Here is a 23,729-nt window from a genome sequence, read left to right as displayed (position 1 = left end):
GCAGACGGCCAGTATCCCACACCGGTCAAGCCGGTCCGTGTAGGCGCGAGATGCTTATTCCGTCAGCGCCTTGCGCACGCCGACGAGGGCCGCCGCCACGGTCTGGCGCCGGATCGCTTCGCGGTCGCCCTCGAAGTGGAACAGCCGGCCGTGCGCATACCCGCCGCGGCGCTTCCAGCCGATCCACACCGTACCGACCGGCTTGTCCGCGGTGCCGCCGCTGGGGCCGGCAATGCCAGTAACCGCTACCGCCATGCCGGCGCCGAAGCGTGCCAGCGCGCCGGAAACCATTTCCAGCGCGGTTTCTTCGCTCACCGCACCGGTGCGCTCGAGCGTGCGCGGATTGACGCCCAGCAACGCCTCCTTCGCTTCGTAGCTGTAGGTCACCACACCGGCGTCGAACCACGCCGAGCTGCCCGGCAGGTCGGTCAGCGCCTTGGCGATCCAGCCGCCGGTGCAGGATTCGGCGGTCACCAGCATGAGCTTGGCGGCCAGCGCGGCGGCGGCGACGTCGCGCGCCAGCGCCTCCAGATCGGCATCGGTGGGAACGGACGGCACGGTCATGAAAACTCCAGCGGGCGAACGGCACTTCCTTCGAGAGGTGCGGAGCGGGCTGTTCTACCCCTTAACGCTCCCCGGGCCAAGACTTGACGCGACGCATGCGCCTTAAAAGTCGTAGCTGCCGCTAAGCAGCACACTGCGTCGCTCGCCAAGCGGAACGAAGCTGTCGTCGAAATCCTCGGCGCGCAGCTGCCTCCCGAGCAGATTGCGCACACCCAGCGCCACGCTCCAGCGCGGCGCGCGATAGAAGACATTCGCATCGAGGCTGTACTGGCCTGGATTGCGGAACGTGGTCTGGCCATCGCTCAGCACGCCGATCGCGCGGCTGCGTGCGTGCAGCCCGCCGCCGATGCCCCAGCCGGCCCGCGCGCCGGCGTCGAAGGTGTACGTTGCCCATGCATCAAGACGGCTGCGCGGCGCGCCAGTCGCTGGTGATCCATCATGTTTCTGCACGCGCGCATACGTGTAGCTCGCGCTGACGTCCAGCCCGCGCGTCAACCGGCCGTTGAGTTCGACTTCGATGCCCTGATTGGTCTGTCCCGGCCCGCGATAGCCGAAATAAGGCGGCTTGGGTGAAAACAGATCGGTGCTGCGATCGAGCGCGATCCGATACCACGCCACCGTCAGCCGCGCCCGTTCCTGGGCCAGATCGAACTTCGCACCTGCCTCGAGCTGCCGCGATAGCGCTGGCAGCAACGGCTTGCCGTTCCTGCCGAGCACCGTGTCCGGCTGGAAGCCGTGAGAAAGGCTGGCATAGAGCGCTACGCCCGGTCTCGGCTTGTAGACCACGCCGAGGTTGGGCACCCACTGCGCCTTGCGCCGCACCCACGGCGAGCCGTCACGATGCTGGGTGGAAAGCACATAGGCGGAACGGCGGATCGCCACCAGCGCATTCCAGTGCTCGCCCAACTGCATCTGGTCCTGCAGGAACAAACCGCTGTCGGTCACCCACGGCTCGCCTGAATAACTGCCCGCGCCCAGCAGGCCCATGCCCTTGTCCAGCGCGAGCGAACTGACCGGCGGCAGGCGCTCGCCGCCCAGCAAATCGATGCTGCCGTCGCCGATAATCGCCTGCTCGTCCTCGAAACGTCCGACGCGGGCACGCGAATAGTCGAAGCCGAGCATCATTGTGTGGCGCGTCGCGCCGAACGCGAAAGCGGCAACCAGTTCGTTCTGCAGCGTGTAGAACGCATCCGTGTAGCGGTACTTGTCCGCCACCGCATCGGCGGGCCCGTCGGACGATGGAAAGTCCACCAGCCATGCTTCCTGCAGATTGGTTTCGTGCACGTACTGCGCGCGGCTGCGCAGCGACCAGATATCGTCGAAGGCGTGCTCGAACAGGTAGTAGTAGCGACTCGTACGGAACGTGGCGTGATCCTGCGCATTACCCAGCAGCAGTCGCGCCGGCGTCGCCGAGGACGGCGTGCCGTCCAGCCAGGTCACATAGTCCGGCAACGGAAAACGATTGACCATGCGCGACAGGCCCACGATCCATTGCGTATCGCGCCCGTTCCAGCCGATCGAAGGCGCCACGTAGTTGGTACGTCGCCCAACGTAACCCTGCGGCGTGTGGTCGACGCGATCGGCGGAGACCACCAATCGATAAAGCCAGTGCTTTTCATGATCGAACGCACCAGCGATATCGCCGTCGAGCTGGGTATCGCCGCGACTGCCCAGCGCCCACGACAGGCGCCGCACCGGCTCGGCCTGCGGCCTCTTCATCACCAGGCCGACCAGTCCGCCAAAATTATTGTTGGTAGAGACATCGCCCAGGATCGACTGCGGCCCGCGCGGCACTTCGATGCGCTCGACCGCCACCAGCGGCGGCATGTCGCCAACGCCGACCACCGCGTTGGGCATGCCGTCGGTCAATCCATTGCCGGTGCGGAAACCGCGGATGCGGAACTGTGGCAGGCCCACGTCGGTGTCCACGTATTGCACGCCGGCCAAGGTGCGCAGCGCATCGGGCACGGTGCGATCCTGGCGCGCTTCCATCAGATCCCGCGTCACCACGCCCACCGACTGCGGCAGATCGGCCGGATCGGCATCCAGGCGCGCGGAGCCGCTGGCGTACTCGGCCCGATATCCTCTGGCAAACAGCCCGAAGGCGTGCACCGGCGCTAGGTCTGTCACCGGTACCGGCGGCGTTTCCTGCGGCCCCTCGGCCGGCGCGGAACGGGGCCTGATTACCACCGTCGTGGCGCCGATGAAGCGATAAGTCAGCGACGTACCGCGCAGCAATCCGGCAAGCGCCTCCTCGCGGGAGAATTCGCCCTGCATCGCCGTCGAGCGCAGCGAGGCCGCCAGCTCGCCGGACACCAGCACCTGAACATTCGCCTGCTCGCCATAGGCGATCAGCGCCGGCGCCAGCGCCTGGGAAGGAAGGGCGAAATGCAGGTGCGCGGACGCCAGGGCACCATCGGCTGCCTCAGCCGCCGCACGGCACGCCCACGGCGATACCAGCAGGCAGCCGCAGGCGAACAGCAACGTGAAACGCCCCATGTCCTGCGCCATTCCCCAGTGCGAAAAATGGCGATTTTGACATGCGCAACGCCCGCTGGAACGCTGGCCCGCAACAACGCCAGCCTGCCCGGACCTTGCGCCGGACTGTCGCGGGAACTACCGGCGACTCAGCACGATTTCGTCCGGGTGCGACTCCACGCGCACCGGCAACACCTGTGGCAAGGCCTCGAGCCAGTGGTCGATCGCATCCGTGCGGATGGTGCCGGTGAAGCCGAGCGAGGCCAGCCCACTGTCGGCGATGCGTACCGGCCTTGCGCTGTAGCGGTTGAGGCTGGCCACCACCGCACCCAGCGGCTCGTTGTCGAATTCCAGCCGGTTGTCGCGCCAGGCGGCCGTGCGCGCCGGGTCGATCCGCGCCACGCTCACGCCGCTCTCCGGCACATAGACGATGCGCTGGCCGGCGATGGCCTCCACGCCGCCGTGCCCGGGGGTAAATACCCGCACGCGCCCTTCGGCTACATCTACCGTGACGCGATCGCCACCACGCCGCACATCGAATGCCGTGCCGACATCGAGGATACGCACCGCGCCTGCGCTCACTTCGAATGGCGCATCGTTGGGGGCGATCTGGAAGAACGCCTCGCCTTCGCGCAGATTCACGCGGCGCATGGCGCCGTCGAAATGCGCCCCCAGCCTCGATGCGCCACCCAGTGCTACTCGTGTGCCATCGGGCAACTTCACATCGCGGCGCTGCGCGATGTCGCTGGCGTAGTCGCGCGAGAACGCGGCAGTGGCAAAGGTCCATGCCAGATACCCGCCCAGTGCCAGCGTGGCCAGGCCAGCGGCCAGGGCCAGCGGCATCCAGCGCCGTGCGCGCGGTGCGGGCGCAGCCTTGCGCAGCACGTCGCGCCCAGCCTCGTCCAGCGCCGCCACGTCGTCGAGCATCGCGCTCATGCGCTCGAAGGCGGCCAAGTGTCCGGGCTGCTCGGACCAGACCAGCCACTGTGCCAGGGTCTCGTCCGCAAGCTCTGGCGCGCGCAGGCGCAGGCACCAGTCGGCGGCATCCCGCAGCAGCGCTTCATCGTTCGTGCCGATGTGGGACATCACCCTTCCTCCATCTGATCGAGCCTGGCGCGGCAATGCGCCAGAGCCCGGTTCACGTGATAACGCACCATGCGCTCGCTGAGTTTCATGGCGCGGGCGACCACACCGAAATCACGCCCTTCGATGATGTGCGCCATGAATGCCTCGCGCGTTTTCGGCGGCAATTCGCCCAAGGCGCTGCGCATCCCCTGCAGGCGCTCCACCGCCATCGCCCTGCGCTCCGGCGCGGGAGCCGTGCGCGGTTCGCGCACAGCGGTCTCGTCCAGCGCGCGCATGTGCACCACGCGCTGACGCAGACGGTCCAGCGCAAGATTCGATGCGGTACGGAACAAGTAGGCACGCAGGTCTTCCACCTGCTCGGGGCGTTCCAGCGTGAGCAGCCGCACGTACGACTCCTGCGCCACCTCCTGTGCGTCGGAGGCCGATTGCAGGCGGCACTGCAGGAACGCGATCAGCGCACGGTGGTGCTCGCGGCACAGCGCCTCCAGGCGCTGGGCGTGCGTCTTGCCCGCGCCGGACGGTTCCGGAAAGGGCGTCAAGGTATCCAAGCGTGCTCCACTGGCAGCGGGAACGACGTGCCGTGCGCGGCACAGGCCGGCATGGTGGACGTCAACGGGGCGCGGCGCAATGCACCCGTCAGCAGTGCCTCCGCCTGGCAGCGCAACGCTTCGCGGCGCCGGAACGCACTGCGGTGGTTGCTTGGCACCTCCGCTTCGCTCTTGCGCGGCGCCTCCGTCGGCAGCGCGAACCATCCCCGCGGATCGGCGACGCCTTGCTGCTCCAGCCAGAACGCGTCGTAGTCGGCCTGGAAACGCTCGCCACGGCGGCGATGCAGGGGGTGGGCCGCATTGGCGATGCCCAGCAGGCGGGAGATACCCAGCTCGCGCGCAAACGCATACGTCAGCGCCAGCATCAGCTGCTTCGGTCGCAGGCCATGCATCTGGCGCGTGAGATCGCGCACCAGGTCGCGCGCGTCGGCGCCGCCCGGCCCCTGCAGACAGCCGATGGCCAGCGCACTGCCGTCATCGATGACGGTGAATACGATGCGGTACAAGGCGCGGCCATCCAGATCGTCGAGCTGCAGCGTGAGTTCGCCCTCGCATCCTTTGTGGATGGACGGGCGCAGGCTGAGCACCAGTTCGCGCCCGTCCTTCAGCGGCAGCAGGCCAAGGGGCACGCCGCCTTCCAGGTAAACCGCATCGAACAAGGCTCCCGGCAGGCGCGCCAGCATGAAGCGGTAGTGCGAAAGCAGAGCGCGCACGCGATCGCGGCGCCGCCAGTGCAGGTTGACGAACCGGTGCAGATGGCGCTCGAGCAGCCGGGGATCGCGCTGCCGCAGGGCGCGCAGCCTCCCCTGTCCCTGGATGAAATGCAGATAGCGCGAATGCCGCCAAGGCAGGCATGCGCTTCTGGCCAGGTACTTCACCGCTTCGCGGCAGCGCAGATACGTATCTTCGGGCCAATCGTGGCGGTCTTGCAGGGAGGCAATCCAGCCGGCGCCGGCGTTGCGCGGCCGCCGGAACAGGGGTCCATCCGCCCGGTGCCATGCACCGAGGCCCGTCGTCAGGACGTCGGAAGCGGAGGAAGTGGGTCGGGCGTTCAAAGGTCGCACTCGCGAAAAGGGGAAAGGCCCCCGAACGACGAAGTCACCCGCGAAATTTGAAACGACCGCCGCGACCGTCCGATGCGTCGCCCCTCGTGCACCGAAGCCCGAGGCCGTATCCTTCGGCTCTTTCGCTCCCGCCGCCTCGCCTCCCTGGGCATCTCACCGGCGCCGGGGATGCACGCTCCCGGCCAGCCATGGCGGAGCTCCTTGGAACTCACGGACACGATGACGGACGCCCATCTCGAACATACCCCCCTCATGCGCCAGTACCTCTCGGCCAAGGCCGAGCATCCGGAGGTGCTGCTGTTCTTCCGCATGGGCGATTTCTATGAGCTGTTTTATGACGACGCCCGCAAGGCGGCGCGGCTGCTCGACATCACGCTGACCCAGCGCGGCCAGTCGGCCGGCCAGCCGATTCCGATGGCGGGCGTGCCCTACCACGCCGTGGAGAACTACCTGGCCAAGCTCGTGCGGCTGGGCGAGTCGGTGGCGATCTGCGAACAGATCGGCGATCCGGCGCTGGCCAAGGGCATCGTCGAGCGCAAGGTAGTGCGCATCGTCACGCCGGGCACGGTTACCGATGCCGCGTTGCTGGAAGAACGCCGCGACAATCTGCTGCTGGCCATCGCCGCCGGTCCGCAAGCCTCCTACGGCCTGGCCTGGGTGGACCTGGGCAGCGGCCGCTTCCTGCTCAGCGAAGTACCGGGCGCCGAAGCCCTCGCCGCCGAACTGGCGCGCTTGCAACCCGCCGAAACACTGGTCGACGAAGCCGTGGCCTGGCCCAAACTGGTCAGCTCCCTGCCCGGCCTGCGCCGGCGGCCGCCCTGGCATTTCGACGGCGATGCGGCGCGGCGCGAACTCAACCGCTTCTTCGGCACGCGCGACCTGGGCGGTTTCGGCGTGGACAACCTACCGCTGGCGATCGCCGCCGCCGGCTGCCTGCTCGGCTATGTCGAAGAGACCCAGAAGAGCGCGCTGCCGCATCTCTCCGGCATGGCGGTAGAAAGCGCCAGCGAAACCATCGCCATGGACGCGGCCACCCGCCGCAACCTGGAACTGGACACGCATCCGAGCGGCCGCACCGAACACACCTTGCTCGGCGTGCTCGACGAGAGCGTGACGCCGATGGGCGCGCGCCTGCTGCGCCGATGGCTCAACCGCCCGCTGCGCGCGCGCGAGCCGCTGCGCCGGCGCCACCAGGCGATCGGCGCGCTGATCGACCATCGCCGCTACGAAAGCCTGCGCGAACGCCTGCGCGGCATCGGCGACCTGGAACGCATTCTCGCCCGCGTGGCCTTGCGCTCGGCGCGGCCGCGCGACCTCTCCACCCTGCGCGACGGCCTTGCCGCCGCGCCGCTGCTGCGCGAAGAAATCGCTACGCTGGACAGTCCGCTGCTGCACGCCCTGGTCGAGCGCATCGGCGACCACGCCGACAACGCCGCCCTGCTCGTCGCGGCGATCGTGCCGCAGCCGCCGGTACTGCAGCGCGACGGCGGCGTGATCGCCGACGGCTACGACGCCGAGCTGGACGAACTGCGCCGCCTGGCCACCCACGCCGATCAGTTCCTGGTCGAACTGGAAGAGCGCGAGAAAGCCGCCAGCGGCATTTCGACGCTGAAGGTCGGCTACAACCGCGTCCACGGCTACTACATCGAGATCAGCAAGGGTCAGGCCGACAAGGCGCCCACGCACTACACGCGCCGCCAGACCACCAAGAACGCCGAGCGCTACATCACCGAAGAGCTGAAGACCTTCGAAGACAAGGTGCTTTCCGCCAAGGAACGCTCGCTGATGCGCGAGCGCGCACTGTACGAAGCCTTGCTCGATACGCTGACCGAACGTCTCGAACCGCTGAAAGCCGCCGCCGCCGCGATGGCCGAGCTGGACGTGCTGTCCACGCTCGCCGAACGCGCCGCCACGCTGGACTGGAGCCAGCCCGAACTCAGCGACGAGCCGGGCATCCTGATCGAGCGCGGCCGCCATCCGGTGGTGGAAAAGGTGCGCGCCGAACCGTTCGAGCCGAACGACCTCCTGCTCGGCGATGCGCGCCGCATGCTGGTGATCACCGGCCCGAACATGGGTGGTAAATCGACCTACATGCGTCAGAACGCCTTGATCGTGCTGCTCGCCCACATCGGCAGCTACGTGCCGGCCAGCCGCGCGGCCATCGGGCCCATCGACCGCATCTTCACGCGCATTGGCGCGGGCGACGATCTCTCGCGCGGCCAATCCACCTTCATGGTGGAAATGAGCGAGACCGCCAACATCCTGCACAATGCCACCGAAGCGAGCCTGGTGCTGATGGACGAGGTGGGCCGCGGCACCAGCACCTACGACGGCCTGGCCCTGGCACGCGCTGCCGCGGTGCACCTGGCCGCGAGCAGTCGCGCCTACACGCTGTTCGCCACGCACTACTTCGAACTGACCGAGCTGGCCAATGAGTACTCGACCATCGCCAACGTGCACCTGGATGCCGTGGAATACGGCGACCAGCTGGTCTTCATGCATGCAGTGAAGGAAGGCCCCGCCAATCGCAGCTTCGGCCTGCAGGTGGCGGCGCTGGCGGGCTTGCCCAAATCGGTGATCGCGGACGCACGCCGCACCCTGGCGGAACTCGAGAAAGGCATGCATCAGCAGGCATCGGCGGCAAAGCCGAAAGCCGGCAGCTCACCGCAGCTGGGCCTGTTCGCGCCCGCCGAACCGTCGGCCGCCGAACGCGCGCTGGAAGACGTGGATCCCGACGCGCTGACGCCGCGCGAAGCGCTGGACGTGCTCTATCGCCTCAAGGCTCTGCTCTGAGACACATGGAACGGGGCGCCAGCGGCGCCCCGTTTTTCAATCGCGATCAGGCCGCAACAGGCAGCGGCGCAGGGAACGGATCGCGCCAGGCAGGCAAGGCCATCAGCCGCTCGTGCCAGCGCAGGATGTTGGCAAAACCGTCCACCGGCAGGCGCGCCTCCTTCGCCCACGGCAGCAGCACGCCGACGCCGAAATCCGCAATGCTCAGCTTGTCGCCCACCAGATAGTCGCGCGTGGCCAGGTGCGCATCGAGCACGGCCGCGAAACGCCGGAAGAAACCGGTCGCCTCCTCCACCGCCGCCGCATTCGCTTCGCCCAGCCCGGCCCAGGGCTTGATGATGTGTTCGAAGTACAGCGAGCCGCCGTGGCGCGAGAAATGCGCGATATCCCACGACAGCCAGCGCAGCACTTCCACCTGGCTGGCGGCATCCGAGGGCCAGAGGTCCGAGCCTGCCTTCACCGCCAGATGAGCCATGATGGCCGTGCTTTCCCACAGATGAAGATCGCCGTCGACCAGCAGCGGGACCTTGCCGTTCGGATTCTCGGCGAGGAAGGCCGGAGAGCGATGCTCGCCCTTGGCCAGGTCCACCTGCACGAACTCCACCGGCGATCCCAGGTACTTCGCCACCGCACAAGCCTTGCGCGGGTTCATGGTCTGCGCGTAGTACAGCTTCATGGTCATGCCTCCATGGATAAGGGGCTGGTGCCCCAGGGGGATGACCAGCAGTCTGCCCGCGCACTACATATGTTCAAGAACATATTCTGCTTCAGGAGCAGGTGCTTCAGGAGTAGGCTTGCGCCGCCCGGCTCCCGTCTGGTGCCTCCACGTCCGTGATGTCGCCATGCCTTATACCGCCGAACACAAACAGAAGACCCGGCAACGCATCGTCGAGTGCGCACGTGAACTGTTCAATCGCCGCGGCTTCGCCAATGTCTCCATCGATGAAATCATGCAGCGCGCCGGCCTCACTCGCGGTGGTTTCTACAACCACTTCAAAGCCAAGGAAGAACTCTATGCCGAAGCTGTGTCGCTCTACCTGACCTTCAATCCCACCGAGCGATGGGATGGCATCCGTTTCGATCCGCAAGCGCAGGGCTCCGCCTGCGCGCGGCAGATGGTGAACATCTATCTCTCCACCGCGCATCTGGAGGATCTCGAAGGCCATTGCCCGATGATCGCCCTGCCTTCCGACGCCGCCCGCGCCGGACCGCAGGTGCGGCAGGCCTACTGCCAGCTGCTCGAGCATATGGCCGACATGATGAGTAGCGGCATGGGCAGCGTCGGCGACGCCAAGGCGCGCGAGCGTGGCCTGGCGGTCACCGCGATGTGCGTGGGCGCGATGATCCTCGCCCGCACGATCGATGACCGCAGATTCGCCGACGAGGTGCGGCACGCCGCGCAGACAGTGGCGCTGGAACTGATCGACCCGGAGACAGCCACTCGCGCGTCATAGTCGCAGACTATGGTTTGAATCAAAACAATCTAATTCACCTAAGCTCGCGGCCTGCGTAGATTGGGATCGTCAGCCAGCCGACGCCAGCCACTCCGACCAGATAAGGAACGCCGCCGTGAATCAAGACCCCCATATCGTGACCCCGACCGCCGAGACCGCGCCCGAGCTGTCGCGCGAGTCGAAATGTCCGTTCCACCACGCCGCCGGCGGCAGCGGCACCACTAACAAGGATTGGTGGCCGAACCAGCTGAATCTGAAGATCCTGCACCAGCATTCGTCGAAGTCCGATCCGATGGATCCGGGCTTCGACTACGCCGCGGCGTTCAAGAGCCTGGACCTGCCGGCGGTGAAGCGCGACCTGCTCGCATTGATGACAGATTCGCAGGATTGGTGGCCGGCCGACTTCGGCCATTACGGCCCGCTGTTCATCCGCATGGCCTGGCACAGCGCCGGCACCTACCGCACCGGCGATGGCCGCGGCGGAGCGGGCGCGGGGCAGCAGCGCTTCGCGCCGCTCAACAGCTGGCCGGACAACGGCAACCTGGACAAGGCGCGCCGCCTGCTGTGGCCGGTCAAGCAGAAGTACGGGCGCAACATTTCCTGGGCCGACCTGATGATTCTCGCCGGCAACGTCGCGCTGGAATCGATGGGCTTCAAGACCTTCGGCTTCGCCGGCGGCCGTCCCGACGTGTGGGAACCGGAAGAAGACGTCTACTGGGGTACCGAGACCACTTGGCTGGGTGGCGACAAGCGCTATTCCGGCGAGCGCGATCTGGAAAATCCGCTGGCCGCCGTGCAGATGGGCTTGATCTACGTGAACCCGGAAGGCCCTGAAGGCAAGCCCGATCCGCTTGCGGCAGCCAGGGACATCCGCGAAACCTTCGCCCGCATGGCGATGAACGACGAAGAGACCGTCGCCCTGATCGCCGGCGGCCACACCTTCGGCAAGACCCACGGCGCCGGCCCCGCCGACCATGTGGGCGCGGAGCCGGAAGCGGCTGGCCTCGAAGAACAAGGCCTCGGCTGGCGCAGCAGCTTCAACACCGGCAAGGGCGGCGACGCCATCACCAGCGGCCTGGAAGTCACCTGGACCACCACGCCGACCCGCTGGGGCAATGGCTTCTTCGAGAATCTGTTCGGCTACGAGTGGGAGCTCACCAAGAGTCCCGCCGGCGCACACCAGTGGGTGGCGAAGGATGCCGGCGAGGTCATCCCGGATGCGCACGACGCCTCGAAGAAGCACCGGCCGACCATGCTGACGACGGACCTCTCGCTGCGTTTCGACCCCGCCTACGAGAAGATCTCCCGCCGTTTCCGCGAGCACCCGGAGCAGTTCGCCGATGCCTTCGCCCGCGCGTGGTTCAAGCTCACCCATCGCGACATGGGCCCGCGCGCACGCTACCTCGGTCCGGAAGTGCCGGCCGAAGCGCTGATCTGGCAGGACCCGATTCCGGCCGTCGACCATGCACTGATCGATGCGCAGGACATCGCCGCGCTCAAGAGCAAGATCCTCGCTTCGGGCCTGTCCGTGTCGGAGCTGGTCTCGACCGCCTGGGCGTCGGCTTCTACCTTCCGCGGCTCCGACAAGCGCGGCGGCGCCAACGGTGCGCGCATCCGTCTGGCCCCGCAGAAGGATTGGGAGGCCAATCAACCGGAACAGCTGGCGAAGGTGCTGAAGACGCTCGAAGGCATCCAGCAGGATTTCAACCGGTCCGCTGTGGGCGGCAAGCAAATCTCGCTGGCCGACCTGATCGTGCTGGGTGGCGGTGCCGGCGTGGAGCAGGCAGCCAGAAACGCCGGCGTCGAGGTGACCGTGCCGTTCGCGCCGGGCCGCATGGACGCCTCGCAAGAGCAGACCGACGTGGAATCCTTCGCCGTGCTGGAACCCATCGCGGATGGTTTCCGCAACTACCTCAAGGGCAAGTACAGCGTGCCGGCCGAGGTACTGCTGGTCGACAAGGCGCAGCTGCTGACGCTCAATGCGCCGGAGATGACCGTGCTGGTCGGCGGGCTGCGCGCGCTCGATACGAACGTCGGACACACCCGCCACGGCGTCTTTACCCAGCGGCCACAGGCACTGACCAACGACTTCTTCGTGAACCTGCTCGACATGGGCACGGAGTGGAAGGCGGTCTCCCGGTCCCAGGACGTGTTCGAGGGCCGCGACCGCAAGACCGGCGAGCTGAAGTGGACCGGCACTCGCGTGGACCTGGTTTTCGGCTCCAACTCGCAGCTTCGCGCTCTGGCGGAGGTGTACGGGAGCGCCGACGCTCAGACGAAGTTCGTCCACGATTTCGTGGCGGCCTGGGACAAAGTGATGAACCTGGACCGCTTCGATCTGGCCTGATGCCATGAGGTACAAAAAAACGGCCCGCATGCGCGGGCCGTTTTTTTTGTTCGATCAGGCGGCGATGCCTGCCACCGATTCCGGTACGACACTCTCTTCCGGCATCGGCGGCGCTGCGATCTCGCGTACCACTTCGCGCGCCGCAAGGCGGCCCGACGACACCAGCTTGTGGATGCAGGCGGTCAGCTCGGCGCGTCCGAACGGCTTCTTGATGAAATCGTCGGCGCCGAAGCGTTGCACGTAGAACTGTTCGGTTGCCTGCTGATTGCCGCTGATCATCACGATCGGGATATCGCGCGTCAGCGGGTCGTGCCGCAACGTGCGCAATACCTTGAAGCCGTTGATGCCCGGCAGCACGATGTCCAGGAAGATCAGTGCCGGCTGTTCCTCGCGCGCCAGCTCCAGCGCGCGCTCGCCGTCGGCAGCCTTCACCGTCGCGTAGCCTTCCTGGTCCAGCTGCTTGCCCAGCACCGCCAGGATGGTCGGCGAATCGTCGACCACCAGTACGCGGGTGCCCTCCGGAGCCTGTAGCCGATGCGGTGAATCCGGCTCGTGCGCGGTGGCGCCGAGCAGGCGCTTGAAGAATCCGATCCCCGTCATGGCATGCCCCCTTGCAGCCTGTGCGCGGTCGCTTATCGTGCGCGCCGCTTTGTTGTCCTGGCGCCCATGCTCCCTCAGATGCGCCGGACAAACTGCGATACGCTGCTCAGCCGGAGTCCTTCAACCGTCGCAATTCGCGACGCTCCTGCTTGTCCGGGCGCCGCAGCGGGCCAATCGCTCCGACCAGACGCCGCTGTTCACGCGCCGCTTCGCGCGCCTGCAGGCTCGCCTCGGTCTCCCGATACAGCGTCTGCGCCACGCTGGCCGGCCCGCGCTGTTCGGACATGACCAGCACCTCGACCTCCAGCCGCTCCTCGCCGCGGGTGATGCGGATGCGATCGCCTGGGCGTAGCGTCTTGGCGGGCTTGCAGCCGACATCGTTGACGCTGATCTTGCCGCCGTCGATGGCCTGCTTGGCGAGGCTGCGGGTCTTGAAGAAGCGCGCGGCCCAGAGCCAGACGTCCGCGCGCACGGTGGTCGATGCAGGGATGGGCGAAATCATGCCGCTTATTATCGCGCCAGCGTCAAGCGCCTAGGAGCAGATTCGCCAACGGCACCGTCACCAGGGAAAGCACGATGCCGGCGCCCAGCACGGTATTGGCCAGCGAAGGCTCCAGGCCATGCTCGTCCGCCAGGATCGCCGCGGAAATCATCGGCGCCATCGCCGCTTGCAACACGCCCACCGTGAGCACCAGGCCGCCCACCCCCGCTGCCAGACCCAGCGCCAGCCCCAGCAGCGGCGCGAGCGCCAGCTTCCAGGCCAGACCCAGGCCGAGCGCGCCGCCCTGGCGCTCGCCAAGATGAAATTTGAACTGAAGGCCGACCGAGAACAGCGCCAGCGGCGTCAGCGTGGCGCCCACCGGCGCCAGCACACCATCCACCAGCACCGGCCAGCCTCCGAACGCCCCGGCGATGGCGCCGACAACCAGGGCCAGGAAGGCGGGAAACGTCAGAATGCGGCGAACGATGGCAAGCGGCTGCGGCCGGTGTCCCGCGTACAGATTGGCCACCACGACGCCAGCGGAGGCCAGCAGCGGAAAACAGCCGAGCTGGTCGGCCACCACCGCCAGCTTCAAGCCTTCGGCTCCATGCAGCGCCTGCATCATCGGATACCCCATGAACGAGGTATTGCCCAGGCCGCAGACCAAGGTGAGCGCCCCCACCCGACCGCGTGACCAGCCCAGCCAGCGTCCGAGCAGAGCGAACAGCCCCCACGCCCCGAAGAATGTGATCCACATGGTGGCGACGGGAAACCACAACTGTGGATCCACCTTCACCTGCGGCACCAGCTCGAGCACCAGGGCCGGCAGCGCGACGTTGATCACCCACCAGTTGATGCCGTGTACCGTCCCGGCCGGCGGCGACGCGAAGCGCCTGACCAGCATGCCCAGACCGAGGCACGCGAAAATCAGCAGTAAAGCTTCCATGGGAACGAGGGAAAGTCCGCGATACGCCATTAGACGACAAAGCTTTTTCGCGTGGCAGCTTTTTTCGGGCGCCACAAGCAATTGCGTCTCGAGCGACAGCGAGCTGGGGCGCACTCAGCCCCGTGCGAGCGTTCGTTGACACCGATCCTGGCCAGGATCAGAGTTATCCGCCGTGGAGGAGGCCGCACGCGGCCGGGGGGCCACGTCGAGACAAGGAGCCAGCCATGAAGCGTTTTCGTTTCCTCGCGGTACTGGGCGTCTCCCTCGTCGCATCCCATGCGGCGGCGGCCAGCGATTCGCTCAGCGATTTTCCGTTGAAGGCCCTGCCCGTCCTGGTCAGCGTCGACAACACCGGCAAGATCACCGACGCCTCGCCGGCGATGCAGCTGCCGCCTGCGATCCAGCGGATCCTGCGTACGAATCTGGACGAGATGGTATCCGGCCCTGCGCACTGGAAAGACAAGGCCGTCAGCAGCCAGTGCATCATCAACGTTGCCTTGAAGGCGGATCCGCGGCCCGACGGCAAGTACGATGCCGGCTTCGCTTATGTGTCCACCCAGCCGGTCCCGATCGGCAAATGGCATTGGGTCAACTTGGACGGTCGCCGCCTGATGCTGGCCAACGATGACTTCCGGCAGCACGTTTACCCCGAACGCTTCATGCCCGACCGGGGCTTCCGCTCCCCCGTGGGCGAAACACGCATGCCGACGATCACTCCCTCGCAACCGGCGGCTACGAATGCCGCTTCCTCGCCAGGGCGGCAGCGTTAGCATTCATCGCCGTAGAACAACAAAAAAGCCCGCCGATATGGCGGGCTTTTTTTGTTGGCGAACGAAGCGAGTCGTCAACCCAGCAGCACGCGATTCATGCGCTGCACGAATGCCGCCGGATCCGGCAGCGGCGCGCCGGCCGCGATCTCCGCCTGTTCCAGCAGAAGATTGGCCAGGTCGCTGGCCTTGCCCTGGTCGGCCTCGGCTTCGACACGCTGGAGCAGGACATGCCGCGGATTGATCTCCAACGTCGGCTTGCTCTCCGGCAAGTCATGCCCGGCTTCGCGCAGCAGGCGCGCCAGGTGCGGCGCCATCTCGTAATCGGACAGCGCCAGGCAGGACGGCGAATCGGTGAGGCGTGCCGACACGCGCACGTCCTTCACCCGCTCGCCCAGCAGCTCCTTGAGCTTCTTCAGCAGCGGCTCGGCGGCCTTGGTGGCTTCTTCCTGCTTCTGCTTGTCCGCCTCGTCCAGCGGCAGCTCGCCCTTGGCGACGTTCTGCAATTTCTTGCCGGCGTACTCGGTGAGGCTGCCCAGCATCCATTCGTCGATGCGGTCGGACATCAGCAGGACTTCGATATCTTTGGCCTTGAACGCTTCCAGCTGCGGGCTGCCAGCAGCCGCGGCATGGCTGTCGGCAGTGATGTACCAGATGGTGTCCTGCCCGACGGGCATGCGACCGATGTAGTCGTCCAGCGACACCGTCTGCGCCGCGCCATCGCCCTTGGTAGAGGCAAAACGCAGCAGCTTGGCGATGCGCTCGCGGTTGGCGTGGTCCTCGACGATGCCTTCCTTCAGCGTATTGCCGAAGTCCTTGTAGAAGGTGGCGAACTTCTCGGGCTCGTCGCGCGCCAGCTTCTCGAGCAGGTCGAGCACGCGCTTCACGCAGGCACTCTTAATGCGCTCCAGTTGCCGGTTCTGCTGCAGGATCTCGCGGCTGACATTGAGCGGCAGGTCGTCCGCATCCACCACGCCGCGCACGAAGCGCAGATAGTTGGGCAGCAGCTCTTCGGCCGCGTCCATGATGAAGACGCGCTTGATGTAGAGCTTCAGCCCCTTGCGCTCATCGCGCCCGCCCATCATCAGCTCGAACGGCGGCTGTGCAGGGATGTACAGCAACGTAGTGAAGCTCTGGCTGCCTTCCACGCGGTTGTGCGACCACGCCAGCGCGTCGTTGAAATCGTGGCCCAGCGATTTGTAGAAGCTCTGGTAGTCCTCGTCGCTGATCTCCGACTTGGGCTTGGTCCACAGGGCCGACGCAGCGTTGACCGTCTCCCACTCGCTACCGGGCTTGCCATCCTCATCCTTGGGCATGCGGATCGGGAAGGCGACGTGGTCGGAGTAGCGTGTGATCAGCGAACGCAACGTCCACGGCTGCAGGAAATCGTCCTCGTCGGGCTTCAGATGCAGGACCACGGCGGTACCGCGTTCGGGCAGGTCGAGCTTCTCCAGCGAATACTCGCCCTTGCCGTCGCTCTCCCACTTCACGCCCTCGCCGACCGGCGCGCCGGCGCGCCGGGTGAGCACGGTGACGCGGTCGGCCACGACGAATGCGGAGTAGAAGCCCACGCCGAACTGGCCGATCAGGCGGGCGTCGGTCTTCTGCTCGGCGCTCATCGCCTCCAGGAAGCGCCGCGTGCCGGAGCTGGCGATGGTGCCGATGTTGGCGACCACTTCATCGAGCGTCATGCCCACGCCGTTGTCGCGCACGGTGACGGTGCGCGCCTGCGGATCCCAGCTGACATCGATGCGCAGCTCGCCCTCGCCGGCCAGCAGTTCCGGCTGGGCGATGGATTCGAAGCGCAGCTTGTCGCAGGCATCGGAGGCGTTGGAGATCAGCTCGCGCAGGAAGATTTCCTTGTGCGAGTACAGCGAATGGGTCACCAGATGCAGGACCTGGGCGACCTCGGCTTCGAACTTGCGGGTTTCGACGTTGGCGGTAGTCATGGACGCGGAATCGTTGCGTGGATGGCTCGTGACAATGGACGAAAGGGAGGCGGGCGCCGGGCGCCCGCCTCCAGGAAAGGTAACCGCTCAGGCCCGGCTTTGCAGCGCGGCGATGCGCTCTTCCAGCGGCGGATGGCTCATGAACAGGCGGCGGAAGCCGGAAGCGAGGTGGCCGGCGATGCCGAAGGCGGCCATGGTCTGCGGCAGCGTGCTCTCGCCATGGTTGGCCTGCAGACGCTGCAGCGCGGAGATCATCGAGCCGCGGCCGGCCAGTTGGGCACCTGCCGCGTCGGCACGGAACTCGCGCCAGCGTGAAAACGCCATCACGATCATCGAGGCGAACAAGCCGAACACCAGCTGCAGCACCATCACCGACACGAAATAGCCGATACCGCCGCCCCCTTCGCGATCGCGCCCGCCGGACAGCCAGCTGTCCACCACGCGGCCGACCAGGCGGGCGGCCACGATCACCAGGGTGTTGAGCACGCCCTGGATCAGGGTCAGGGTGACCATGTCGCCATTGGCGACGTGGCCGATCTCGTGACCGAGCACCGCCGAGACCTGCTCGCGATCCATCTGCTGCAGGAGACCGGTGCTCACCGCCACCAGCGAGCTGTTCCTGGTCATGCCGGTGGCGAAGGCGTTCATTTCCGGGGCGTCATACACGGCCACCTCGGGCATGCCGATGCCGGCGTTCTGGGCGTGACGGCGCACGGTCTCGACCAGCCAGCGCTCCGTCTCGTTCTGCGGCTGCTCGATCACGCGGGCGCCGGTGGACATCTTTGCGGTCCACTTGGACATCGCCAGCGAAATGAAAGCGCCGCCCATACCGAAGACGGCGGCGTAGACCAGCAGCCCGCCCATGCCCCCGAAGCCACGGGAAGCGGCCCATTGATCGATGCCGAACAGGCGGCAGACGATGCTGAGCAGGAGGAGGACGGCGAGGTTGGTAAGGACGAACAGAGCGATGCGTCGCATGGCTGTCTCTCTGGGCAGTCATGAAAAAGGGAGCGGCGCCTGCCGCCCGTATGAAATCGTGGCGAAGCGGCCAGGTTTCAAGAGCGCTGCCGAGGATCAGCCGCCGACGCGCGGGGAGACCCCGAGGTCGACACGTACAATACGCGGATGAGCTACCGCGGACGCTTCGCCCCCTCTCCGACCGGCCAACTCCATTTCGGTTCCCTCGTCGCCGCGCTAGCCAGCTGGCTGTGCGCGCGCCACGCGGGCGGGCGCTGGCTGCTGCGGATGGAGGACATCGATCCGCCGCGCGAAGTCCCGGGATCCGCGCGCGACATCCTGGCCGCCCTGCCCGCCTTCGGCCTGACCGCGGACGAGCCTGCCGTGTTCCAGTCCCGTCGGATCGAGGCCTACGATGCCGCCTTCAAACAGCTGCGCGCCACCGGTCATGTGTTTCCCTGCTGGTGCAGCCGCGCCGACCTGGCTGCCGCAGGCGGCATGCACCGGGATGGGCAATGCGTAGCCTTGGCCGATCCTTCTCGCGCACCGGCCTGGCGGCTGCGCTCACCCGACCTGGAGGTCGCCTTCGACGATGCCTTGCAAGGGCCGCAGCGGCAGAATCTGCGCGAGGTGGCAGGCGATTTCGTGATCCGCCGGGTGGAGGGGTTCTATGCCTACCAGCTCGCCTGCGTGGTGGATGACGCATGGCAGGGCGTGACCGAGGTAGTCCGCGGCAACGACTTGCTGGATTCCACGCCGCGCCAGATCTGGCTGCAGCGCTGCCTGGGCCTGCCCACCCCCGCTTACCTGCACCTCCCGCTCGCGGTGGACGCGGAAGGCCGCAAGCTGTCGAAGTCGGAGCAGGCCCGGCCGGTCGACCCCCGCGATCCCTTGCCGGCGCTCCGCCGCGCCTTGCGATTTCTGGATTTGCCGGACGATGCCGCAGCGAAACATCCCGAGTTCCTGCTCGCACACGCCCTGGAACACTTCGACCCGGCTTTTTTGCCGCACTGCAGCGTACGTTTGGCCGCATAAACCGCTATAAAGAACCCGCTGCCAAGACCCATCGCATGACGCGGCCGGCAGCAGGCCTCCCGTAGACGATTTGCCATGTTCCTCGTTCAACATGGTTCGGCCCGGCAGGATCGGGTCGGAAGTTTTCTTCGCGGACAACTGGAGGCAAGGCATGACGCAGCGCACGGCATTGGTCACGGGTGGCACGGGTGGCATCGGCACCGCCATCGTTCGGTATCTGGCCCGCCAGGGCCATCGCGTCGCCACCAATTACCGCGACCCGACCAAGGCCGACGCATGGCGCGCGGCGATGAAGCACGAAGGCATCGAGGTAACCATGGTGCAAGGCGACGTCTCCGACCCGTCCTCCTGCGAAGCGATGGTGCGCGAGATCGAGGCGCAGGCCGGTCCGGTCGAAATCCTGGTCAACAACGCGGGCATCACCCGCGATACCACCTTCCACAAGATGAGCTATCAGCAGTGGACGGACGTGGTGAACACCAACCTCAACGCCTGCTTCAACGTCACCCGCCCGGTGATCGACGGCATGCGTGGGCGCAAGTGGGGCCGCATCGTGCAGATCAGCTCGATCAACGGCCAGAAGGGCCAGTATGGTCAGGCCAACTACGCCGCGGCCAAGGCCGGCATGCATGGCTTCACTATTTCGCTCGCGCAGGAGAACGCCAAGTTCGGCATCACGGTGAACACCGTGTCTCCCGGCTACGTGGCCACCGACATGGTGATGGCCGTCCCGGAGGAGGTCCGCGAGAAGATCGTGGCCCAGATCCCGGTGGGCCGCCTGGGCAAGCCGGAGGAAATCGCCCACGCCGTGGCCTTCCTCACCGGCGACGAAGCCGCTTGGATCACCGGCACCAATCTCGCCATCAACGGCGGCCACTACATGGGCTGGTAAGCCTTGTCCTGGCGGCCGATGCAAGACGGGCAGGCCTTTGTGCCTGCCCGTTTCGTTTTCAGCGTTCGAGCAACTTTTCCAGCACCTTGCCCACCGCGGCGAAGGCGAACGTGCCGGTGATGTGAGTCGCCGCACCCAGGCCTCCACCGCAAGCGAGATTCAGTGCGTCGCCGCCAGGAGGACGCGTGCCGCAGACCGTGCCATCCGGTTGCGGGTATTGCACGTTCTGCAGCGAATACACCGCCGACACGCCAAAGTAGCGGTCGGGATTGCGCGGAAAGCCGAAATCCTGTCTCAGCTTCTTGCGGATCAGACTGAACATCGCATCGTGCTCGGTGCGCGAGAGATCGCGCACGCGGATCATGGTCGGATCGGTGCGTCCGCCGGCCGACCCGACCGTCACCATCGGCAGTTTGCGGCGGCGGCACCAGGCGATCGCCTCCAGCTTCACGCGGAAGGCATCGCAGGCGTCGAGCACGACGTCGTAGCCGCGATCCAGCAGTTCGTCCAGGGTGGATGGCGTGAGAAAGCGCTCGATCGCATCCACCTGGATCGCCGGGTTGATCGCACGGACGCGCGCCGCGATCACCGCGACCTTCGGCTTGCCGTATTCGCCGTCAAGAGCGTGCAGCTGCCGGTTGGTATTGGAAACGCACACTTCATCCGCGTCGATCAGCGTAAGCCGTCCCACGCCGCTGCGGGCGAGCGCTTCGGCCGCCCACGAACCGACGCCGCCGATACCGATCACGCAGACATGCGCCTGCCGCAAGCGTTCGGAGCTACCCACGCCGTACAGGCGCTCCACGCCCTGGAAGCGCTCCGCGGGAAAGGCGACTTCACTCATGGGCAGGGGCTCCGCAAAGGATGGAAGTGCGAACTGACATGACGGAAAAAAAGCGAGATGACGAAGCCGCCTATTTTAGCGGCGAAGCATGCCGGGCGCTGCGGAGCGCTGTGCTACCCTCCCGAACTCTTCGTTTCCCTGGATGGATAGACACGCATGCGCGCAGCACTCCTGATCGTCCTGGGCCTGGCGATCGGCATCGTGGGCACCGTCTTCGCGATGAATGCCCTCAAGCAACGCAACCCGTTCCCGCATGCCGTCATGGCGGTCATGGCCCATCACACCGGCGAGTTGCGCAACGCGGTCAAGACGCAGCGCTGCGATGCGGCGTCCAATGCCCAGCACCTGGAGCGGCTGCTCTCCACCTCCACAGACATCGCCCAGGCCTTCCCCAGCGTCGACCAGGGGTTCACGGACGAGGCCACGCAGTTGCATACCCGCCTGCAGGCGGCGGCGCAGGCTGCGCCGGCGGACTGCACCTCGCTCGCGGCCGCGCTGAAGCCGGTCGGCGAGACCTGTCAGTCCTGCCATCAGAAGTACCGCTGAGGCTCTCGCTTTACGCGTCTACAGCTTTACCTTCCCGCGCAGCACGTCCCAGTACATCACCCAGTCGCCCATCAGGCTGTAGAGCGGATGACGGAAGGTGGCCGGCCGGTTCTTCTCGAACGCGAAATGCCCGACCCAGGCGAAACCGTAGCCGGCGACCGGCGCCAGCCACAGCCATGCCCAGCGACCGGTAAATAGCGCCAGCGCGATCACCACCAGCACCAGCGTGCTGCCGATGAAGTGCAGCTGGCGGCAGCGACGGTCGCTGTGCTCGCCCAGATAGAACGGATAGAACTCGCGGAAGCTGGCGAAGCCGGACATGGTTGTTCCCTCATCAACCGAATCAGCCTAACGCCACTGTGCCGTGGGCGCATGCGCGCCCGCAGCAAGACTCAGCGGGACGGCAGCGGGATGAACTCTTCCTCATCGCCGGCGACCTTGCCGTAGCGCTGCTCCTGCCATTCGAGCTTGGCCTGCTCGATGCGCTCCTTGCGGCTGGACACGAAGTTCCACCACAGGTGGCGCTCGCCATCCAGCGGTGCGCCGCCGAACAGCATGACGCGGCTGCGCACCGGCGCCATCAGCGACGCGGCCGTTTCGCCGGCCTGGGCCGCCGCCTGGTTAGCGGACACGGTCAGATCGCCCCAGGTCACTTCGCCGTCGATCACGCACACACCGCGCTCGGTATGCTCGTCCGGCCACGCGAGTTCGCTGCCGGCTTCCAGCGTGGCTTCGATGAAGAACATCGGTGCAAACACTTTCACCGGCGAACGCTCGCCATAGGCCGTGCCCGCGATCAGCACCAGCTCGGCGCCAGGCCGGCGGATGCGTGGAAGGCTGGCGGCGTCGTGATGATGGAATTCCGGTGCGACTTCTTCGTCCTTCTGCGGCAGCGCCACCCAGACCTGCACACCATGCATGCGCTGGCCATCGCGACGCTGCTCCGGCGGCGTGCGCTCCGAATGCGCAATGCCACGACCCGCGGTCATCCAGTTCACTTCGCCGGGGCGAATGTCAGCCAGGCTGCCGACGCTGTCGCGATGGCGGATCGCGCCATCGAACAGCCAGGTGACCGTGGCCAGACCGATATGCGGATGCGGCCGCACATCCATGCCTTTGCCCGGCGCGAAATCCACCGGCCCAATCAGGTCGAAGAACACGAATGGGCCCAGATGGCGCGCCAGCAGTACGGGCAGCAGCCTGCGCACCTGAAAACCGTCGCCCAGGTCGTGCAGGCGCCCATCGATCAATATCGGGTTCTGTTCCAAGTCCAGCTCCTCGTCACCATGCCCGGCGATATTGCGCCGGCGCATCGATTTGCGCACCGAGCTCCTGCGCGGCGCGGCGGGGGAAGTACGGATCGCGCAGGCTCTCGCGCGCAATCAGCACCACATCGGCTTCATCTTGATCGACGATGCGCGCGGCCTGCTCCGCGGTAGTGATCAATCCGACCGCGCCGGTGGCGATACCCGCCTCGCGGCGGATGCGTGCCGCGAACGGAACCTGGTAGCCGGGGCCCAGCGGGATCTTCACGTGCGGCACAAGGCCGCCAGTGGAGACGTCGACGAGGTCTACGCCCAGCGCCGGCAGTTCGCGCGCCAACCTTATGCTCTGCTCGATGTCCCAGCCGCCTTCGTGCCAATCTGTCGCCGAAATGCGCACCCACAGCGGCAGCTCGGCCGGCCATACCTCGCGCACCGCCGTGATGACTTCGCGCAGCAGACGCGTACGGTTCTCGAAGTTGCCGCCATAGGCGTCCTCGCGGTGATTGCTCAGCGGCGAAAGGAACTGGTGCAGCAGATACCCATGCGCCCCGTGCACTTCGATCAGCCGGAAACCGGCCTCGAGCGCACGGGCGGCGGCGGCGCGGAAATCGTCGATCACCTTGCGCAATCCGTCTTCATCCAGCGCCTGCGGCGTATGCCAGCCCGCGTCGAACGGAATCGCCGAAGGTGCCACGGTGTCCCAGGCCCCCTCCTTGACCGGGCCGCCACCTTCCCACGGCCGCAGTGAGCTGGCCTTGCGGCCGGCGTGCGCGAGCTGCACGCCAGGCACCGCACCCTGCGCTGCGATGAAGCGGGTGATTGGCCGCCAGGCCTCGCGCTGAGCTTCGTTCCACAGGCCGACATCGGATGGTGAGATACGCCCTTCCGGTGACACCGCAGTCGCTTCCGCGATGATCAGGCCGGCACCGCCCACGGCGCGGCTGCCCAAATGCACGAGATGCCAATGGTCTGGCAACCCGTCGGTCGCGGAGTATTGGCACATCGGGGCGATCGCCAGGCGGTTGCGCAGCGTGACGCCGCGCTGGACCAGGGGCGTAAAAAGCTTCATGAAGGACCTTGCACGATTACAAGCGAAGCCACTCACATGCCGTC

Annotated in this window: 22 protein-coding genes; 7 read left to right on the top strand and 15 right to left on the bottom strand. The window is 66.6% G+C overall.

Annotated features, from left to right (window positions below; translation table 11 throughout):
• Window positions 1-54: 54 nt before the first annotated feature.
• The 5 genes from ACNR9O_RS05525 to ACNR9O_RS05505 form a co-directional block, all read right to left on the bottom strand.
• Window positions 55-564: a CinA family protein gene (locus ACNR9O_RS05525; protein ID WP_473682261.1), complete on the bottom strand. Its 510-nt coding sequence runs from the start codon at window positions 562-564 to the stop codon at window positions 55-57.
• A gap of 102 nt (window positions 565-666) precedes the next feature.
• Window positions 667-3,063 carry a TonB-dependent siderophore receptor gene (locus tag ACNR9O_RS05520; RefSeq protein WP_473682262.1) on the bottom strand — a complete coding sequence of 799 codons (2,397 nt, stop codon included), beginning with the start codon at window positions 3,061-3,063 and terminating at the stop codon, window positions 667-669.
• 117 nt (window positions 3,064-3,180) lie between these two features.
• Window positions 3,181-4,128, bottom strand: a complete 948-nt coding sequence (locus ACNR9O_RS05515) for a FecR family protein (protein ID WP_473682263.1) — start codon at window positions 4,126-4,128, stop codon at window positions 3,181-3,183.
• The gene (locus tag ACNR9O_RS05510) at window positions 4,128-4,676 is read right to left on the bottom strand and encodes an RNA polymerase sigma factor (RefSeq protein ID WP_473682264.1); all 549 of its coding nucleotides are present in this window, start codon (window positions 4,674-4,676) and stop codon (window positions 4,128-4,130) included. Before ACNR9O_RS05510 ends, ACNR9O_RS05515 begins: the two co-directional genes overlap by 1 nt.
• A complete protein-coding gene (locus ACNR9O_RS05505; protein ID WP_473682265.1) occupies window positions 4,664-5,731 on the bottom strand; it encodes a VirK/YbjX family protein in 1,068 nt (355 codons plus the stop codon). The genes ACNR9O_RS05510 and ACNR9O_RS05505 overlap by 13 nt, the downstream gene beginning before the upstream one ends.
• A gap of 228 nt (window positions 5,732-5,959) precedes the next feature.
• Here ACNR9O_RS05505 and mutS point away from each other — a divergent pair, with 228 nt between their 5' ends.
• The gene (gene mutS / locus ACNR9O_RS05500; RefSeq protein ID WP_473700708.1) at window positions 5,960-8,533 is read left to right on the top strand and encodes a DNA mismatch repair protein MutS; all 2,574 of its coding nucleotides are present in this window, start codon (window positions 5,960-5,962) and stop codon (window positions 8,531-8,533) included.
• A 46-nt stretch (window positions 8,534-8,579) separates the two neighbouring features.
• Here the strand turns inward: mutS and ACNR9O_RS05495 are convergent, their stop codons facing one another.
• Window positions 8,580-9,209 (bottom strand): glutathione S-transferase family protein, encoded by a 630-nt coding sequence (locus ACNR9O_RS05495; protein WP_473682267.1) that lies wholly within the window; start codon window positions 9,207-9,209, stop codon window positions 8,580-8,582.
• Window positions 9,210-9,249: 40 nt separating this feature from the next.
• On the opposite strand from ACNR9O_RS05495, the gene ACNR9O_RS05490 reads away from it, so the two are divergent.
• Window positions 9,250-9,987 carry a TetR/AcrR family transcriptional regulator gene (locus ACNR9O_RS05490; protein WP_473682268.1) on the top strand — a complete coding sequence of 246 codons (738 nt, stop codon included), beginning with the start codon at window positions 9,250-9,252 and terminating at the stop codon, window positions 9,985-9,987.
• Between the two features lie 166 nt (window positions 9,988-10,153).
• The gene (katG, locus tag ACNR9O_RS05485; protein WP_473700748.1) at window positions 10,154-12,334 is read left to right on the top strand and encodes a catalase/peroxidase HPI; all 2,181 of its coding nucleotides are present in this window, start codon (window positions 10,154-10,156) and stop codon (window positions 12,332-12,334) included.
• Window positions 12,335-12,388: 54 nt separating this feature from the next.
• Here the strand turns inward: katG and ACNR9O_RS05480 are convergent, their stop codons facing one another.
• The 3 genes from ACNR9O_RS05480 to ACNR9O_RS05470 form a co-directional block, all read right to left on the bottom strand.
• Window positions 12,389-12,934, bottom strand: coding sequence for a response regulator (locus ACNR9O_RS05480; RefSeq protein ID WP_473682270.1), 546 nt, complete (start codon window positions 12,932-12,934; stop codon window positions 12,389-12,391).
• Window positions 12,935-13,040: 106 nt separating this feature from the next.
• Entirely contained in the window at window positions 13,041-13,436 is a 396-nt protein-coding gene (locus tag ACNR9O_RS05475; RefSeq protein ID WP_473682271.1) for an RNA-binding S4 domain-containing protein, read from the bottom strand.
• A gap of 22 nt (window positions 13,437-13,458) precedes the next feature.
• Complete coding sequence (locus tag ACNR9O_RS05470) at window positions 13,459-14,361, bottom strand: AEC family transporter (protein ID WP_473682272.1); 903 nt, start codon at window positions 14,359-14,361, stop codon at window positions 13,459-13,461.
• Between the two features lie 224 nt (window positions 14,362-14,585).
• On the opposite strand from ACNR9O_RS05470, the gene ACNR9O_RS05465 reads away from it, so the two are divergent.
• A complete protein-coding gene (locus tag ACNR9O_RS05465) occupies window positions 14,586-15,131 on the top strand; it encodes a hypothetical protein (protein WP_473682273.1) in 546 nt (181 codons plus the stop codon).
• 74 nt (window positions 15,132-15,205) lie between these two features.
• Here the strand turns inward: ACNR9O_RS05465 and htpG are convergent, their stop codons facing one another.
• Both htpG and htpX read right to left on the bottom strand, forming a co-directional pair.
• Window positions 15,206-17,077, bottom strand: coding sequence for a molecular chaperone HtpG (gene htpG / locus ACNR9O_RS05460; protein WP_473682274.1), 1,872 nt, complete (start codon window positions 17,075-17,077; stop codon window positions 15,206-15,208).
• A gap of 87 nt (window positions 17,078-17,164) precedes the next feature.
• Complete coding sequence (htpX, locus tag ACNR9O_RS05455) at window positions 17,165-18,055, bottom strand: protease HtpX (RefSeq protein ID WP_473682275.1); 891 nt, start codon at window positions 18,053-18,055, stop codon at window positions 17,165-17,167.
• Between the two features lie 147 nt (window positions 18,056-18,202).
• Between htpX and gluQRS the strand changes: the two genes are divergently transcribed.
• Together gluQRS and phbB are read left to right on the top strand one after the other, a co-directional pair.
• Window positions 18,203-19,069 carry a tRNA glutamyl-Q(34) synthetase GluQRS gene (gene gluQRS / locus ACNR9O_RS05450; protein ID WP_473682276.1) on the top strand — a complete coding sequence of 289 codons (867 nt, stop codon included), beginning with the start codon at window positions 18,203-18,205 and terminating at the stop codon, window positions 19,067-19,069.
• A 151-nt stretch (window positions 19,070-19,220) separates the two neighbouring features.
• Complete coding sequence (gene phbB / locus ACNR9O_RS05445; protein WP_473682277.1) at window positions 19,221-19,961, top strand: acetoacetyl-CoA reductase; 741 nt, start codon at window positions 19,221-19,223, stop codon at window positions 19,959-19,961.
• A 58-nt stretch (window positions 19,962-20,019) separates the two neighbouring features.
• Here the strand turns inward: phbB and ACNR9O_RS05440 are convergent, their stop codons facing one another.
• Entirely contained in the window at window positions 20,020-20,805 is a 786-nt protein-coding gene (locus ACNR9O_RS05440) for a tRNA threonylcarbamoyladenosine dehydratase (protein ID WP_473682278.1), read from the bottom strand.
• A 156-nt stretch (window positions 20,806-20,961) separates the two neighbouring features.
• Between ACNR9O_RS05440 and ACNR9O_RS05435 the strand changes: the two genes are divergently transcribed.
• The gene (locus ACNR9O_RS05435) at window positions 20,962-21,351 is read left to right on the top strand and encodes a cytochrome c (protein ID WP_473682279.1); all 390 of its coding nucleotides are present in this window, start codon (window positions 20,962-20,964) and stop codon (window positions 21,349-21,351) included.
• A gap of 18 nt (window positions 21,352-21,369) precedes the next feature.
• Here the strand turns inward: ACNR9O_RS05435 and ACNR9O_RS05430 are convergent, their stop codons facing one another.
• The 3 genes from ACNR9O_RS05430 to ACNR9O_RS05420 form a co-directional block, all read right to left on the bottom strand.
• Window positions 21,370-21,672: an Mpo1-like protein gene (locus ACNR9O_RS05430; RefSeq protein ID WP_473682280.1), complete on the bottom strand. Its 303-nt coding sequence runs from the start codon at window positions 21,670-21,672 to the stop codon at window positions 21,370-21,372.
• A 71-nt stretch (window positions 21,673-21,743) separates the two neighbouring features.
• Window positions 21,744-22,664: a pirin family protein gene (locus ACNR9O_RS05425; RefSeq protein WP_473700747.1), complete on the bottom strand. Its 921-nt coding sequence runs from the start codon at window positions 22,662-22,664 to the stop codon at window positions 21,744-21,746.
• Entirely contained in the window at window positions 22,633-23,685 is a 1,053-nt protein-coding gene (locus tag ACNR9O_RS05420; RefSeq protein ID WP_473682282.1) for an NADH:flavin oxidoreductase/NADH oxidase, read from the bottom strand. The genes ACNR9O_RS05425 and ACNR9O_RS05420 overlap by 32 nt, the downstream gene beginning before the upstream one ends.
• Window positions 23,686-23,729 lie beyond the last annotated feature (44 nt).

The organism is Dyella sp. CR10, assembly GCF_055814425.1.
The sequence above is the reverse complement of the archived record's forward strand: the minus strand, read 5'-3'. Positions and strand labels throughout refer to the sequence as shown.